Here is a 14484-nt window from a genome sequence, read left to right as displayed (position 1 = left end):
GGTCCCACTTGAAGCGCTATTCAGCCTGTTAACGGGTAAAATGTCGCAAAGTTTCCATGTGATTCCAATATATTATTGGAGTTGAAAGTGGTGTATTGAAACCGCTTTCAAAACTTTGCCGCTTGAAACTTTCTGTTGATGGCCGCATTCAAAAGAAAAATCCGGCGGGGACTCATGAAACTCAAGGAATTCGCGGAAAAGGTCGGCTTGTCTGCGACGACCGTCAGTCGCGCGCTAGGCGGGTACCCCGAGGTGCGCCCAGAAACACGCGAGCGTGTCATGGAGGCGGCTCGCAAGTTCGGTTACCGGCCCAACGCCAATGCCGTTCGTCTGGTGACCGGGCGGGCAGGGGCCATCGGCGTCGTCATGGGGCGCAGCGGCGGAGGCCATTTCTTTTCCGAATTCATGGGCGGCATGGCAAGTCGGCTCGAGTCCGAAGATACGGACATCGTCGTCAGCGTCACCACCGATAATGATCTTGGCGAAGAATTGCGCATCTTTTCGCGCCTTGCCGCCAGCGGTCGTGTGGATGGAATCATCATTCATTCGCCGCGCCCCGATGACGAGCGTATCGCGCTTTTGGACAAGCTCGGCGTGCCATTCATCGTCCACGGGCGCTCACGCACCAAGTTCGAACATGCCTGGCTCGATATCGACAATCACGCGGTAACCTGTCTTGCGACAACGCATCTTCTGGAGCGCGGCCACCGCAGGATTGCCTTCATCAACGGTCCCAAGGGCCGCACCTTCGTCATCGACCGTGAGAACGGCTACCGGGATGCCCTTGGCGGCGCTGAGGTCGAGTTCGACCCGCGTCTGGTGCTGTCAGCCGCTTTCAGCGAGGAAACCGCTTTCCAGTTTGCCCGGTCGTTGCTGGAGCAGGCTGCCCGCCCGACCGCCTTTGTGGCTGGCGCGATGATGACGGCGCAGGGCGTCTATCGTGCGGCCAGCCAGCTCGGGCTCGTCATCGGCAAGGATGTGTCCGTTATCGCCCATGATGACGTCTTTCCGTATCTTACGCCGGAAAGCATGTTGCCTTCGCTCTCGACCACCCGGTCTTCTCAGCGCATGGCGGGAGAGCGGGTGACGGATCTGCTGCTGCAAATCATCGCCGGACGCCCCGTTGCGGAGTGTCAGGAACTCTGGCCGGTGGACCTGGTGTTGCGGCAATCGTCCGGTCCGGCCCCGTGATCATATTCGACGCAATACCGTAACGGATTGTCAAAAATCTGTGTGATATGTTTGCTATAATGCATTTAAGCTGTTGCTTCCGTTCGGAGGGAACGCAGGCCGCAGCTTATGCGTTATGATGCTCGAATAGGGAGGAAGCCATGTTCGATTTTCTGAAAGCAGCACCGCACACCATCGTCGATGGAGACGAGACCGGCACCTATGCCGATGCCTTCCTTCAGATGAAAGACGACAAGTCCGACTTAGGCTTTGTGCGCGAGTACGGTCATGAAGCGCACCTGCGAGACTATGGAGACCAGCGGGAAGTCGCGCGCAGCGCGCTTGGCTTCGCATAATGCCTTTTTAGGAACTCCTTTCCCATCGGAGCGTTTACCTTTCGAGAAATGAGGCGGGCAACGGGGCAAGAACGGACTGATCTCGGCAAGCGCAAGCGGACCGAACGGCGACTTCAAGCCCATTGCCCGCCTATAACAGGAAGGGTTTGCTATGACCGCTATTCCAACAGAACCGGTGCCGGGCCCGGTACCACCGCTCCCGCCTCAGCCACCTGTCCCACCCGTGGGTGAACCAGAGCCTGACCGTTTACCTGACGATGAGCCGCTTCCAAACCCGGACGAGAACGACGAGCCTCCAATGGTCCTTGCGGCCTCCTAGCGCGATCACAAATTGGTCGCCAACGGCTTAAGGAGTGATGGAATCTTCGGGGTTTCTGTCCGCTTCGCAGCTGTAGCCCTCAGCGTCGTATTCCCTAATCGTGAAATCATAATCGCTGGGCAGGCCTTGCGCCTGCTCGGTGTTCGTGATGCCAAATGGTATCATTGTTCCATCTCTGTCAGACACGCAAACCTCTACAACTGTTTTCTGTGTCATGACACTGTTCCTTAAGATCTGGAATCAAAAAGCCGCGCCCGGCCCCACTTCGGTGGGTCTGGAACGCAGCACGTGGTGTTAGAATGTCGCTGGCTCGGAAAGGTTCCGCGAAAAGCGGTTAATTTTTTCGAAGTCGCCTCAGGCGCTCGCGGTCCGTCGAGGTGCCGGGGCGTCCAGCAGTCTCTCGATCTGTTGTATCAGACTGCTCGGCAGGCAAGGCTTCTGACAAAAAGCGGATTCGGGATATTCGCGTTCTAATGCCTTTCCATCGGCGTGACCGGAATGAAAGACGAAGGGAACATTGGCTTCCCGCAGGCGATCAGCGACAGGGAAGACGTCGCCATCAGTCAGGCGCACGTCAAGAATGGCACAGCTGGGCGTGTTATCGGCGAGATAATCCAGAGCTTCTTCAGTGCTTGGAAACGGTCCCGCGACGGTCCAACCCTCGTCTTCAAGCGTCATCTGAATGTCCATCGCGACGAAAACTTCGTCTTCCACCAACAAAACAGTCTTATGCGTCATGTCGTACCTTGATCTGCATTGTCAGGGTATGCGTAAGGCTCGCCCCGTCCACTTCGGTTGTCACTGCGCCGCCCAGTTGCCGGGCAGCACTTTTCATGAGAACCGTACCAAAACCGGCCGCTCCCGGCTCCTCAACGGGCTCAGAACCGATTTCGTTCCAAACCAAATGAATTTCTGTTTCCGTTTCACGCCAGTTGATCCGAAGCTGACCTTCGGATTTGCCGAGAACACCATGTTTGAGGGCGTTCGTAGACCATTCGTGAAGAATGAGAGTCAGCGGTGTAATGAAGTTGACGGCGATGAGGAAGTCTCGCCCTTCGACCTTAATCGAGGCGTGCCGGTTGTAAGGCGTCAAGATGGTGTCGATCAGCTCATGCACCGGTACCGCAGATGTCCGCTTTTGGTTGGATGCAAGCGAATGGGCGCTTCCGAGCGCCAGGATCCGCCCTTCGACATCTTTTACCAGACCCTGAACCGTGTCGTGCTTGCGCGCTGCCATGCGCAAGATGCCGCCGATCATCGCAAAGAGGTTCTTTACGCGGTGGTTCATTTCGTTGAGCATCAATTCGCGTGCTTCCGACAGCTCATGCTCTGCCGTCACATCGACGCTGACGCCGATGATCCGAACAGGATCGCTCTCTGCCACGTGCCGAGCAAAGGTCTTCAGCCACCTTGGGCGACCGTTATGCGCCGTGATGCGGGATGTCAGCTCGAAGCCGGTATGGCCGTCCACTGCCGCATCAAGCGCATCGCGCAGCTGCTGACGGTCGACATCGTTGAAATTCTGAAGCACGGCTTGCAAGGCAGGCGTGCCGTCGCGTGTCTGCAGGAGCTCCATCGCGGCACCGCCCAGCACGAACTCGCCGCGGTCAGGCAGATATTCCCATACACCGATGCCAGCAGCCTCGATTGCAAGCTCATGCCGCTCCTGCTCGGCAGCCAGCTGGCTTTCGACATTGATGGCATGGGATATGTCGGTCATTACGATCGTTGCGCCGTCAATGGTCCCCTCGGCGGTCCGATAGGGCAAGATACGCAACGAAAACGTTCGCTCCTGCTCCCTGTCGAGCACCGTCTCGTTATATTCCGAACCGTCTTCCATCACGCTTTGGACGCGGGCCGTAAAGTCGAAGGAAGGAAAGCGGCTCGCGACATCGGAAAGTGGACGCCCGCGGTCTGTCGGTTGCAGGGGAAACATCGCCGTTGCCGCCCGCGTGTAGGAGCGCAATCTCATGCCCCTGTCCAGCACGATAACCGCAAGACTGGTCGAATCGAAGAAATTCCGCAGATCCGTGTTTGCGACAGTGACCTCGTCGACTTTGGACTTCAGTTCGTCGTTGACCGTCGTCAGTTCCTCATTGGTCGATTGAAGCTCCTCATTCATCGACATCATTTCTTCATTGGAGCTTTTCAGCTCCTCATTGGCTGTTTCCAGTTCCTCGGTGGCTGACCGCAGCCTGTATTTCGCAGAGCGCAGTTCCCGCTCCAACGCCTCCACATGGCCGTTGCCCGGCTCCAGCTCAATCAGTTCACTTGGCTCAAGCGGGGTGAATGTGGAGGTCTCCTGAAACACCAGAAGAAATGCGTTTTCTTCCAACGGATCGCAGACAATTTCCGTCTTCAGCATGCCAAAATCGGTCACGACGTCGATATTGCGCGCCACCACCCTGCGCCTCAAAGTATTCGCCTGTCGCACCAAGGCACCGAGTTGTTCCTTTACACCCGGGCGGGCGAGTGTGGCGGCGCTGGTTTCGTTGGTGCCGGACACGGGGAACTCAAAGTAGCGACTCAAGCGTCCGAAGGCAGCGACGATCTGGCCGTCGCTGTCCAGCACCACACTGGCAGGAGCGTAGCGCTCCATAAGGCGGGTCGTGGCCATCTGTTCGATGGTGTCAGAAATCTTTGGTGTTTCGGCCCGAGAAATGGCCTTGTGGCGTTCATGCCGCTCACCCGGCAGCGGAATCGGATAACTTGGCGAGCCCGGCAGTCGCTCGAAAAGGCGCGCTTTCTGGTCGATCACCGAAAACACGCTGTCGAAACGCCCCACGCTTTCCGATGAGCCCAGAAACAGAAAGCCACCCGGGCGGATTGCGTAATGCAGCAGTGGCATGACGGTTTTCTGAAGCGTGTCATCGAAATAGATCAGAAGGTTGCGGCAGGATACCAGGTCAACCTTGGAGAAAGGCGGATCCTTGATCAGGCTGTGACCCGAAAATCGGATCATATCGCGAATCTGGCCGATGAAGTTGAACCGCTCCTTGTGGGGAATGACGTAATATTCCTGAAGCTCCTGCGGAATGTCGGCCAGAGACGCTATCGGGTAGGAGCCATCGCGCGCAATCTTCAACATGCTTTCGTCAATGTCAGTGGCGAAAATCTGCACGTTGCATGGCATATTCAACGCTCTCGCAGCCTCGGCAAACAGAATGGCAATCGTGTAGGCTTCCTCACCACTGGAACAGCCGGGAATCCAGACACGTACACCCTCTTCGGTTCCTTCCGCGTCCTCCATCAGCTTTTTGATGGCGGATTCGTAGAGAACATCGAACGAATGCCGGTCGCGGAAAAACCGCGTAACATTGATCAGGAGATCGCGGAAAAGCGCGTCGCATTCGCTGTGGTCTGATTGAACGCGGGCAAGATATTCGTAGCCCTTGCTGATGCCCAGCACATGCATCCGACGCTCTACACGGCGCACGAATGTCGTCTGTTTATAGCCCGTGAAGTCGTGACCGATCGTGCGTCTCAGCGCCCCGCAAAGGTCATCGACGATATCGATGACCTTTGATGCCTCCCGCTTATCGACATCTTGGCTCCTGCGAAAGAAGAACCCGCCGATGCAGGCGAGTATCTTTTGTGGCGGCTCCACGAAATCGACAAGGCCGGTGCCGGTTGCTGAGACTGGCATGCCATCATATTTTGCGGTGGCGGGATCCTGTACGACGCAAAGACCGCCATATTCCTTGATCGCACGCAGACCGGTCGAACCATCGGCTCCTGTTCCGGAGAGAATGACGCAGGCCGCATTGGCCTGCTGGTCATTGGCGAGCGAGACAAAAAAGTCGTCGATGGGGCGTCGCAAGCCACGTGGCTGCGCAAAATCGCTTAGCACGAGCCTTCCCTGTTCAATGCTCAGCCCCTTGCCAGGCGGAATGATGAACACCGTGTCGGCTTCAATCTCCTCACCACCTTCGCACTGGCGCACGTTCAGCTGAGTGTGACGATCAAGAAGTTCCGCCAGCATACTCTCGTGATGTGGATCCAGATGCTGCACCACGACGAAGGCTAGACCGGTTGGAACTTTCGCGGGGCTTAGCATTTCGCGCAAAGCTTCAAGGCCACCGGCAGACGAGCCGACGCCTACAACGGGTACGGGGTGAACGAGAGGTTCCTGAGGCAAATTCTGTCCTTGCAATTTCGAAAGCTTGACTGTCAATACGGAGAGTTCTGTTCCAGTTCCGCCAATGTCAGTTTTGCTTGGGCGATGGTCGTCGTCGAATTGGCGATCGTCGCAAGCGTGCCTTCGATCATGATGTTGTGGTCGTCAAGAAGTGGCTTTATCCGAGTCAGCGCGCTTCCAAGCTCGGACTCGTAGTCCTGCAGCAGATTTGGATGGGCACGGCTGATGTCGAATTGCGAGGCGAGGATATACCTGACCACGCCGGATCCTCCGGTCAGTTTTGACATGAACAGCAGGTTGACGAAGGGCTTGCCATCCTTCTTGAAGTTGACGATCGGTGTTCTTACGGTTGCCGGGCCGTCGGCGCGCAAAAAGTCGTGGATCTTGGCACGGGCCTCATCGTTAGGTGCTTTTTTTCCAGACGGGCTCGTTTGCAAAAACCTGCAATTCTTGCCCAGCACGTCGCTGCTGTCATATCCAGTCAGCTTGCAGAAGGGGTCATTGACCAGTGCGAGGCGGTTGTCTGCGTCGGCAAAGGACATTGCCAGCGCAATAGTGGATTTTTGGAAGAAATCCTGAAGCGGACCATTGATTTCAAGCTGGTTCATCGTGCTCATCGTTCAAACTTTTTGCAGGCCGTGGAATAACCGTCTGGTTGTTGAAAGGCTCCACGCAAAAGCACGGCAGGCCGTTTTCCGGGCGCGGATGCGGATATTACTGCAGTATTATGCAGCAAGATCAATGCGTATTGCCTAAAAAATGAATGCAAAATCTTGCTGCAAGCCGCAGCGGTATCGTCTCGGCGTGCTGCACTACACGGTATGGACGCATTTCGTGCGCGTGGCACTCCGGCGGTTCGCCGTGTAACGCTTTGCATACTTTGTTGCTGTAGGCTGCAATCTGCATTAACTGCGGCGCGTCCTGCGCACAGGATCAAGGGAATTTCGGGGATGGCGGGCTTAGGTGTGCAGAAATTGATCGCGCTCCGCAATGATCGAACAGGGGCAACCGCAATCGAATATGGTTTGATCATTGCCATCATTTCGGTGGCCGTTATCGTGGGAATGGAAAGCATTCGCGACAGCATTCTGGCCATGTTCGATCTGGTGGCGACGACTTTCACCAACGCTAGCTCCTGATAATCCTCTTGACCGTCACTTTCCGCCCGGCGGCAGCTTGATCTCTGCTGTCTTCAAGGCGTCCGCCAGACGATGTTTCGCCGAACCGGGTTTGAGCGGTTTCTGCTGGCTTTCATGCGGTGCCCAGCCGGAAACATATATGATCGAGAAAGTGGCACGGATGCGGCCATCGGCATCACTGTATCGTTCCGCGTAGAGTTCCGCTGCGCGCATCAGAAAGCGCCTGTTCAGCGGTCTGCGGCTGCGTCCAGTCAGCGGGTTCGCCATGCCCATGGCACGCAGGTCCCGCATCAGGGGTAAAATCGAGTCATATCGCACCGTATAGGTTTCCGTATCGGTGACCGGCAGGGCAAAGCCCGCCCGTTGCAAAAGCGCACCCACATCGCGCACATCGGCAAAGGGCACGACGCGGGGGCTTGCGCCACCCGTCAGTTCCGCCTCGGTCGTTAACAGAACATCGCGAAGCTCCTGCAGCGTTCCGCTTCCCGGTATGGCGGCCAGAAACAGGCCGTCGGGCTTCAATGCACGGCGGATCTGGATCAGCGTACCGGGCGTGTCATTGGTCAGGTGCAGGGATAGCGGTGATACGATGAGGTTTGCCGACGCCGGTGGCAGCGGCACGTCCTCAAGCGGCGCAACCTCGATGGCCTCGCCATCGCCTGCAAATTCGGCGTCGGTCTCCACCCTTGTCACGGCGTCGACTTTACCGGTCTGCAACAGGCGCTGCGCCGTTACACCCGTTGCGCCGTGCAACTCCACCGCCGTTTCGAAGTGGCGCTCGACAATGGCAATCCGGTCTGCCAACTCCTCCGCGGCAATGTCCAGCAGGAACAGGGCCTTGTTGTCGCCAAGGTGCAAAGCGCGCTTGCGGTTGGCGGCAATCAGACGAGGGTCGAAAACTATGTCCATGGCATCATCCATCCAAACTTTGCAGTCGCAAAGGCACCCGTTCGCGCCTATTGTCAACTCCATGGGCTACGGGGAAAAGCTGTTTTCGAGAGGTGTTTGCGCCTCGGTGCTGGGCGGTATCGCGCGCGCCGTTGCGGATATTGTCTATCCGCCGTCCTGCGTTGGCTGCGGCCGACAGACACAAAAGGGCGGCGCGTTTTGCGTGTCGTGCTGGGCAGGCGTTCATTTCATCGAGCGGCCCTATTGCGAGGTGCTCGGCATTCCCTTTGCCCGTGATCATGGTCCTGCTGTCCTGAGTGCGCAAGCTATTGCCGAGCCGCCGCCCTTCGAGCGTCTGCGGGCGGCGACCATTCATGAAGGTGCGGCCCGCAGGCTGGTGCATCAGCTGAAATATCTCGACCGAACCGATCTTGCCCGGTTGATGGCATCATGGATGCTGCGGGCGGGCGATGGGGCGGTAAAGGCGTGTGATTATATCATTCCGGTGCCGCTACATCGCCGCCGGTTTCTGGCACGCCGTTTCAACCAGTCAGCGGAGTTGGCCCGTCACCTGTCGGCGCTGTCCTCAAGGCCGTTGCTGGCGTCCACCCTGGTCAGAATCAAGCCCACCAGCAGGCAGGTAGGACTGTCGGCCCGCGCCCGCAAGGAGAACGTGCGCGGGGCCTTTGGCATCGCGTCAGGGCGGGAAGGGGACATCACGGGAAAGCGCATCGTGCTTGTCGATGACGTTTACACCACAGGTGCGACGGTGTCGGCTGCGGCGCGTCGTTTGAAGAAGGCCGGCGCCGCAGATGTCACTGTTTTGACCTTTGCAATGGCGATTTCCGGGCCTATATGACACGGCAGGGAAACGGGCCCACAGGCCCATAATGCAAGGGATATGACTGATGGCATCCGTTACGATCTACACACGGGATTTCTGCGGCTATTGCGCCCGTGCCAAGGCTCTTCTGGAGAGCAAGGGCGTCGAGTTTACCGAATATAATGCCACGGCACATCCTGATTACCGTAAGGAAATGATGGATAAATCCAATCGCAACACATTCCCTCAGATCTTCATCGGCACGCAGCATGTCGGCGGCTGTGACGATCTGCACGCGCTGGATCGCGACGGCCAGCTGGACGCGCTTCTGGCCAACTGACATCGACAAGACGACGACATAAGGGAACGCAAAGATGAGCTTCAAGGCCGCCGCAATCCAGATGTGCTCGGGCACCGATCCGAAAACCAATGCCGAGACCATGGAACGGCTCATTCGCGAGGCAGTCAGCCAGGGCGCGGTCTATGTTCAGACGCCGGAAATGACGGGTGCGATCCAGAAGGATCGCGCCGCGCTAAAAGCGGTCCTCAAGGATGAAAAAGGCGACATCGTGGTGCTGACGGCTGCAAAGCTTGCGCGCGAGCTTGGCATTTACGTCCATGTTGGCTCCACCGCCATCGCCCGCCCGGATGGCAAGATCGCCAATCGCGGTTTCCTGTTTGCGCCCGATGGCGAGCGTATCTGCACCTATGACAAGATTCACATGTTCGACGTCGACTTGGACAATGGTGAAAGCTGGCGCGAAAGCTCGGCCTATGAACCCGGCACGCAGGCGCGTGTCGCGGAACTGCCTCTGGCGACATTCGGCTTTGCCATTTGCTACGACGTGCGTTTTCCGTCGCTGTTTCGGACCGAAGCTGTGGCAGGCGCTGAAATCCTTACGGTTCCCGCCGCCTTTACCCGCCAGACGGGCGAGGCGCATTGGGAAGTCCTTTTGCGCGCCCGCGCAATCGAGAACGGGGCGTTTCTGATTGCCGCGGCGCAGGCCGGCACCCATGAAGATGGTCGCGAGACCTTTGGTCACTCCATGATCGTCGATCCCTGGGGTAACGTTCTGGCGGTCGCAGGCGGTGAGGGCGAGGAAATCGTCTTTGCCGATATCGATCCTTCCGCGGTCACTGCGGCCCGCAGCAAGATTCCCAATTTGAAAAACGCCCGCGATTTCAATCTCGAAACGGTCAGGAACGCGGCTGCTGCGGGAGGCCGCCAGCAGTGATCCGCTATTCGCTCCGTTGCGAAAAAGCCCATGAGTTCGAGGGCTGGTTTTCCGGTAGCGCCGATTTCGACGACCAGCATCAGCGCGGCCTGATCGGCTGCCCGGTTTGCGGCTCGGCACAGGTTTCCAAAATGCTGATGGCGCCCTCGGTCTCAACCGCGCGCGAAAAGGAGGCCACGCGCACGCTGGCACTCGATACGGCCCAGAAGCAGGCTTTCGCGAAGATCAGGGAAACGCTCGCCACCATCCGTGCCAATGCCGAGGATGTCGGCGACAAATTCCCGGAAGAAGCCAGGAAGATCCATTATGGCGAAGCGGAAGAGCGTGGCATCATAGGCCAGGCAAGCGCGCAGGAAGCCCGGGCGCTGATTGAGGAGGGTATCGAGGTCGCACCCCTTCCGGTGCTGCAGGATGACGTCAACTGAGGTATCGCCCGGTGGCGCTTAGGCCGGGCGTTTGGCCAGCACCATGTAGTTCACCTCCATGTCCGGGGAGAGGTTCCAGCGGTCCTGAAGGAGATTGTAGAAAACGCCCGTGCGATGGATGATCTCCATTCCATCTGCAAGCATCGGCTTTTCCAGTTCGTCAGGGCGCACCAGCTTTTCATATTGGTGGGTGCCGCGCGGCAGCCAGCGCAGCACGTTCTCAGCAGCGAAAATCGCAAGCGCGCGGGCTTTCAGCGTGCGGTTTATGGTGGCGGCAAACATCAGCCCGCCGGGTCGCACCATCTTTGCGCAGGTCGCCACAAACAGGTCGACGTCGGCCACGTGTTCCACCACTTCCATGTTGAGAATGACATCGAAGGTCTCGCCAGCCTGTTGCAGCTGCTCGGCGGTCACGGCCCGATAATCCACAGGCACATTGTTTTCGCGCGCGTGTGTCGAGGCGATGCCGATGTTCTTTTCAGAAGGGTCGGCCCCCACCACATCGGCACCCATGCGCGCCACAGGCTCGGACAGCAGACCGCCGCCGCAGCCGATATCCAGAACCCGCAGACCTTCCAGCGGGCGGTGGCCCTTCGGGTCGCGGCCAAAATTGGCGCAGACGCGGTTGCGGATATAATCCAACCGAACGGGATTGAACTTGTGCAGCGGGCGGAACTTGCCGGTGGGGCTCCACCACTCCGCAGCCATGGCGGAGAAGCGGTCCACTTCGCTCTGGTCGACGGTCGTCTTTGCGCTCTCGCTCATGGTGATGCTCCATTCTGTCCTGTCCCTGAAGTCGGATGATTGACCTGTGAAGTCAAGGGGCGGCCGCCATCATCACAGCCAGCAGAGCTGCGCCTTCCTGTCGCAAGGAACTGAAATCAGGGGCTTTTCGTTTCATGCTGCGTTCATCATCAAGGGCGTATTTTCTGCAGCGTTGAAAGCCGATGTCGGCGGTCAAGCCTGTGCTTGAGGGAGAATGAAGTGAAGAAGAAACTGTTTGGTGCCCTTGCGCTGCTTGCGCTTGTTGCAGCCCCGGCCATGGCTGAAGCGGCGACGCAGGGTTTCGCCACGGCCAATGTCAATATGCGGTCTGGCCCCAGCACGGCCTATCCCGCCGTGGTTGTCATTCCCAACGGCGAACCGCTGACCATCCATGGCTGCCTGTCCGACACGCCGTGGTGCGATGTATCGTTCAGCTATGGTCGCGGCTGGGTTGCTGGCCGTTACGTCCAGGCCATCTATCGCCAGAACCGTGTCTATGTGGAGCCGCGCTACTACCGTGATCTCGGCGTGCCGATCATCACATTCGAAGCCGGCCGCTACTGGGACCGTTACTACCGTGACCGCGATTTCTATCGTGAGCGTGACCGCTGGCGCCGTCCGGCCGGTGGTGGATACTGGAATGCGCCGCCGCCCCGCGGTGGTTATGATCGCCCCCGTCCACCTCGCGATGAATGGCGCGATCAGCGTGGCGATGACCCGCGTGGCCGCGGCCCGAATGATGGCCGTTGGGAAGAGCGCTATGGCGACTGGAATCAGGATGATCGGCGTCGTCCTTCCCTGCGTGACAACGACAATGACCGTCCGCAGTGGAACAACGACTCCCGCGACCGCAACTCCGTCCGCGACCTTGAGCGTGACAGACAGCGCGACAGGGATCGCGATCCCAATCGCAGCGATTTCAACCGCCCCCGCCCGGATGGCAGTGGCAGACCGCGTCCCGATGGCAATCTGCCACCAAGACCGCCACAGGAAAATCAGGTGTTCGGCTGCATCGTCGGCTCGCCCGGTTGCCCACCGCGATAAGCCCAACAAGGCTGCATGACATGAAAAAACCCGGCGGAGATATCCGCCGGGTTTTTCGTTAGGTGCGATCCTGCTTCTTCGGCCCGCGTTTTTCAAAAGGCTTGTCTTTTTTGCCTTCGAATTTTGCTGGCTTGCCGCCGCTCGAATGGTCTCCGGCAGGCTTGGCCTTCTTCTTCCAGGGCTTGTCATCGCCGGGACGACCGCCAGCATTGTCGGACTTGACGAATTTCTTCTGCGCTCTCGGTGGGCGCGTGTCCTCACGGTTGGCGCCGGTCATGTCGGGCTTGCCGTCCATGGCCTTCACGCGAATGCCCTTTTCCAGCATCATGTCCTTGCCAAGCGCCGAAGTGAAACGGTCCACCGCATCTGCGGCCAGTTCCACATAGGTCTCGGTCTGCTGCATGCGGATCGCGCCGATGTCCTGGCGTGTCAGCTTGCCGAAGCGGCAGAGCATGGGAATAAGCCAGCGTGGTTCGGCATTCTGCTTGCGACCCACAGACAGTGTAAACCAGCCGCTGTCGGAAAAGTCGGAACGGTCGCGACGCGGTTCGTTGTTTTCCACGTGTTCGAAGCTGTCGCGACGTGGCTTGCGGCCATCCAGCGAAACCTCGGCAATATCTTCCGGTGCAGAGCGACCGGAATGATAGAGGCGCACGAAAGCAGCGGCGACCTTCTCGGCACCATGCTGTTCCAGCAGCTTGGTAACGAAATCGCGCTCGTCGTCATTGACGTTTTCCTGCAGGGACGCATCGGCCAGAAGCCGCTCGCCATCGCGTTCGATGATCTCTTCGGCAGATGGCGGACGCACCCAGGCGGGACTGACCTTCGCGCCTTCCAGCAGGCGCTCGGCCTTGCGGCGCTGGCTCATTGGCACAACGATCGCGCTGACGCCCTTCTGGCCCGCGCGGCCGGTACGGCCCGAGCGGTGCAGCAATGTTTCGGAATTGGTCGGCAGATCGGCGTGAATAACCAGTTCCAGCCCCGGCAGGTCGATACCACGTGCAGCAACGTCCGTCGCCACGCAGACCCGGGCGCGGCCATCGCGCATGGCCTGCAGCGCGTGCGTACGCTCGTTCTGGCTCAACTCGCCAGACAGTGCCACGACGGAGAAGCCGCGATTGTTCAGGCGTGCTGTCAGATGGTTGACGGCGGCGCGGGTGGAGCAGAACACAATGGCATTGCGGGCTTCATAAAAGCGCAGCGCATTGATGATGGCGTTCTCGCGGTCGGATGGCGAAACCACCATGGCGCGGTATTCGATATCGACGTGCTGCTTCTGCTCGGATGTCGTTGCAACGCGCACGGCATTCTTCTGGTAGCTTTCGGCAAGCTTGGCAATGCTGCGCGAAACGGTTGCCGAGAACATCAGCGTGCGGCGCTCCGCTGGCGATTCTTCCAGAATGAATTCCAGATCTTCGCGGAAACCGAGGTCGAGCATTTCGTCGGCCTCATCCAGCACCACGGCGCGAATGGACGAAAGGTCCAGCGCCTTACGCTTGATGTGGTCGCAAAGGCGGCCGGGTGTGCCGACGATGATGTGGGCACCGCGTTCCAGCGTGCGGCGTTCGGCGCGGATGTCCATGCCGCCAACACAGGAAGCAATGGAGACACCGGTGAATTCGTAAAGCCATTCCAGCTCGCGCTTCACCTGCATTGCAAGTTCGCGCGTCGGAGCAATGGCGATACCCAACGGGGCGCCTGCGGGGCCGAAGCGGCCGTTCTTCTGCAACAGCGTCGGCGCAATGGCGATGCCGAAGGCAACGGTCTTGCCAGAGCCCGTCTGGGCGGAAACCAGCGCGTCCTGTCCATCCAGCTCAGGCGCAAGCATCGCCTTCTGAACAGGTGTCAAATCTTTATAGCCGCGTTTTTCCAACGCCTGTGCAATCGCCGGGGCGATACCCTGGGTTTCTGTCATATACCGTCTTTCGGATATTGGGCTGCCTGCATCCGCTTGAAACCATTAGATCATAAGGGTTATAAAGCAGCCGACACGGGCCATTTCGGCCATTCAGCCAGTTGAATTGACGCGCTCATACTGGAAATGGCGAGGTTTGTACAGACCACAGCGGTACGCTTGTCGCATTGGAACACGCGTGTGGGGTTCGGCTTCGCCTTCAAGGCGTACCGTGCGGTCCATAAACGGCATTGCGTGGACCATGCCTTTTCGCTATGAGACCCGCAA

15 protein-coding genes are annotated in these 14484 nt (G+C 58.6%); 8 read left to right on the top strand and 7 right to left on the bottom strand.

What is annotated here, in order from left to right; all coding sequences use genetic code 11:
* The first annotated feature begins 174 nt into the window (after positions 1–174).
* Together QRN85_RS00155 and QRN85_RS00150 are read left to right on the top strand one after the other, a co-directional pair.
* Positions 175–1191, top strand: coding sequence for a substrate-binding domain-containing protein (locus QRN85_RS00155; protein WP_062588979.1), 1017 nt, complete (start codon positions 175–177; stop codon positions 1189–1191).
* Positions 1192–1331: 140 nt separating this feature from the next.
* Positions 1332–1526: a hypothetical protein gene (locus QRN85_RS00150; protein ID WP_113221275.1), complete on the top strand. Its 195-nt coding sequence runs from the start codon at positions 1332–1334 to the stop codon at positions 1524–1526.
* A 346-nt stretch (positions 1527–1872) separates the two neighbouring features.
* Here QRN85_RS00150 and QRN85_RS00145 read toward each other — a convergent pair whose 3' ends face one another.
* From QRN85_RS00145 to QRN85_RS00130, 4 genes are all read right to left on the bottom strand, one after another.
* The gene (locus QRN85_RS00145; protein WP_284756699.1) at positions 1873–2061 is read right to left on the bottom strand and encodes a hypothetical protein; all 189 of its coding nucleotides are present in this window, start codon (positions 2059–2061) and stop codon (positions 1873–1875) included.
* A 138-nt stretch (positions 2062–2199) separates the two neighbouring features.
* Positions 2200–2583, bottom strand: coding sequence for a response regulator (locus QRN85_RS00140; RefSeq protein ID WP_112963165.1), 384 nt, complete (start codon positions 2581–2583; stop codon positions 2200–2202).
* On the bottom strand, positions 2573–5983 hold the full coding sequence (locus tag QRN85_RS00135) for a chemotaxis protein CheB (protein WP_284756698.1): 3411 nt from the start codon (positions 5981–5983) through the stop codon (positions 2573–2575). The genes QRN85_RS00140 and QRN85_RS00135 overlap by 11 nt, the downstream gene beginning before the upstream one ends.
* Before the next feature lie 32 nt (positions 5984–6015).
* Complete coding sequence (locus tag QRN85_RS00130; protein WP_244475491.1) at positions 6016–6600, bottom strand: PAS domain-containing protein; 585 nt, start codon at positions 6598–6600, stop codon at positions 6016–6018.
* A 333-nt stretch (positions 6601–6933) separates the two neighbouring features.
* Between QRN85_RS00130 and QRN85_RS00125 the strand changes: the two genes are divergently transcribed.
* A complete protein-coding gene (locus tag QRN85_RS00125; protein ID WP_113094295.1) occupies positions 6934–7122 on the top strand; it encodes a Flp family type IVb pilin in 189 nt (62 codons plus the stop codon).
* Positions 7123–7137: 15 nt separating this feature from the next.
* Here the strand turns inward: QRN85_RS00125 and QRN85_RS00120 are convergent, their stop codons facing one another.
* Entirely contained in the window at positions 7138–8031 is an 894-nt protein-coding gene (locus tag QRN85_RS00120; protein WP_113094312.1) for a methyltransferase domain-containing protein, read from the bottom strand.
* Positions 8032–8092: 61 nt separating this feature from the next.
* On the opposite strand from QRN85_RS00120, the gene QRN85_RS00115 reads away from it, so the two are divergent.
* From QRN85_RS00115 to QRN85_RS00100, 4 genes are read left to right on the top strand one after another with little or no spacing between them, the layout of a single operon-like run.
* Complete coding sequence (locus tag QRN85_RS00115; protein WP_284757234.1) at positions 8093–8869, top strand: ComF family protein; 777 nt, start codon at positions 8093–8095, stop codon at positions 8867–8869.
* Positions 8870–8918: 49 nt separating this feature from the next.
* Positions 8919–9173: a glutaredoxin 3 gene (gene grxC / locus QRN85_RS00110; RefSeq protein ID WP_062588920.1), complete on the top strand. Its 255-nt coding sequence runs from the start codon at positions 8919–8921 to the stop codon at positions 9171–9173.
* 34 nt (positions 9174–9207) lie between these two features.
* Positions 9208–10068 (top strand): carbon-nitrogen hydrolase family protein, encoded by an 861-nt coding sequence (locus tag QRN85_RS00105; RefSeq protein ID WP_113221272.1) that lies wholly within the window; start codon positions 9208–9210, stop codon positions 10066–10068.
* Positions 10065–10493 (top strand): DUF1178 family protein, encoded by a 429-nt coding sequence (locus QRN85_RS00100; RefSeq protein ID WP_284756694.1) that lies wholly within the window; start codon positions 10065–10067, stop codon positions 10491–10493. The genes QRN85_RS00105 and QRN85_RS00100 overlap by 4 nt, the downstream gene beginning before the upstream one ends.
* 18 nt (positions 10494–10511) lie before the next feature.
* On the opposite strand, the gene ubiG is transcribed toward QRN85_RS00100, so the two are convergent.
* A complete protein-coding gene (gene ubiG / locus QRN85_RS00095) occupies positions 10512–11258 on the bottom strand; it encodes a bifunctional 2-polyprenyl-6-hydroxyphenol methylase/3-demethylubiquinol 3-O-methyltransferase UbiG (protein ID WP_113219714.1) in 747 nt (248 codons plus the stop codon).
* 219 nt (positions 11259–11477) lie between these two features.
* On the opposite strand from ubiG, the gene QRN85_RS00090 reads away from it, so the two are divergent.
* Positions 11478–12302: an SH3 domain-containing protein gene (locus QRN85_RS00090; protein ID WP_162739324.1), complete on the top strand. Its 825-nt coding sequence runs from the start codon at positions 11478–11480 to the stop codon at positions 12300–12302.
* A gap of 58 nt (positions 12303–12360) precedes the next feature.
* Here QRN85_RS00090 and QRN85_RS00085 read toward each other — a convergent pair whose 3' ends face one another.
* On the bottom strand, positions 12361–14217 hold the full coding sequence (locus QRN85_RS00085; protein WP_112963171.1) for a DEAD/DEAH box helicase: 1857 nt from the start codon (positions 14215–14217) through the stop codon (positions 12361–12363).
* Between the last annotated feature and the right edge of the window lie 267 nt (positions 14218–14484).

It is taken from the genome of Agrobacterium sp. fls2-241-TYG-188a (assembly GCF_030209845.1).
Note: the sequence above shows the minus strand (reverse complement) of the source record. Positions and strands in the feature narration are given on the sequence as shown.

Coding starts and splice junctions, on each gene's coding strand:
- QRN85_RS00155 (WP_062588979.1), top strand. CDS start 175: ATGAAACTCAAGGAATTCGCGGAAAAGGTCGGCTTGTCTGCGACGACC.
- QRN85_RS00130 (WP_244475491.1), bottom strand. CDS start 6,600: ATGAGCACGATGAACCAGCTTGAAATCAATGGTCCGCTTCAGGATTTC.
- QRN85_RS00115 (WP_284757234.1), top strand. CDS start 8,093: ATGGGCTACGGGGAAAAGCTGTTTTCGAGAGGTGTTTGCGCCTCGGTG.
- QRN85_RS00120 (WP_113094312.1), bottom strand. CDS start 8,031: ATGGACATAGTTTTCGACCCTCGTCTGATTGCCGCCAACCGCAAGCGC.
- QRN85_RS00105 (WP_113221272.1), top strand. CDS start 9,208: ATGAGCTTCAAGGCCGCCGCAATCCAGATGTGCTCGGGCACCGATCCG.
- QRN85_RS00150 (WP_113221275.1), top strand. CDS start 1,332: ATGTTCGATTTTCTGAAAGCAGCACCGCACACCATCGTCGATGGAGAC.
- QRN85_RS00140 (WP_112963165.1), bottom strand. CDS start 2,583: ATGACGCATAAGACTGTTTTGTTGGTGGAAGACGAAGTTTTCGTCGCG.
- QRN85_RS00145 (WP_284756699.1), bottom strand. CDS start 2,061: ATGACACAGAAAACAGTTGTAGAGGTTTGCGTGTCTGACAGAGATGGA.
- QRN85_RS00085 (WP_112963171.1), bottom strand. CDS start 14,217: ATGACAGAAACCCAGGGTATCGCCCCGGCGATTGCACAGGCGTTGGAA.
- QRN85_RS00125 (WP_113094295.1), top strand. CDS start 6,934: ATGGCGGGCTTAGGTGTGCAGAAATTGATCGCGCTCCGCAATGATCGA.
- ubiG (WP_113219714.1), bottom strand. CDS start 11,258: ATGAGCGAGAGCGCAAAGACGACCGTCGACCAGAGCGAAGTGGACCGC.
- grxC (WP_062588920.1), top strand. CDS start 8,919: ATGGCATCCGTTACGATCTACACACGGGATTTCTGCGGCTATTGCGCC.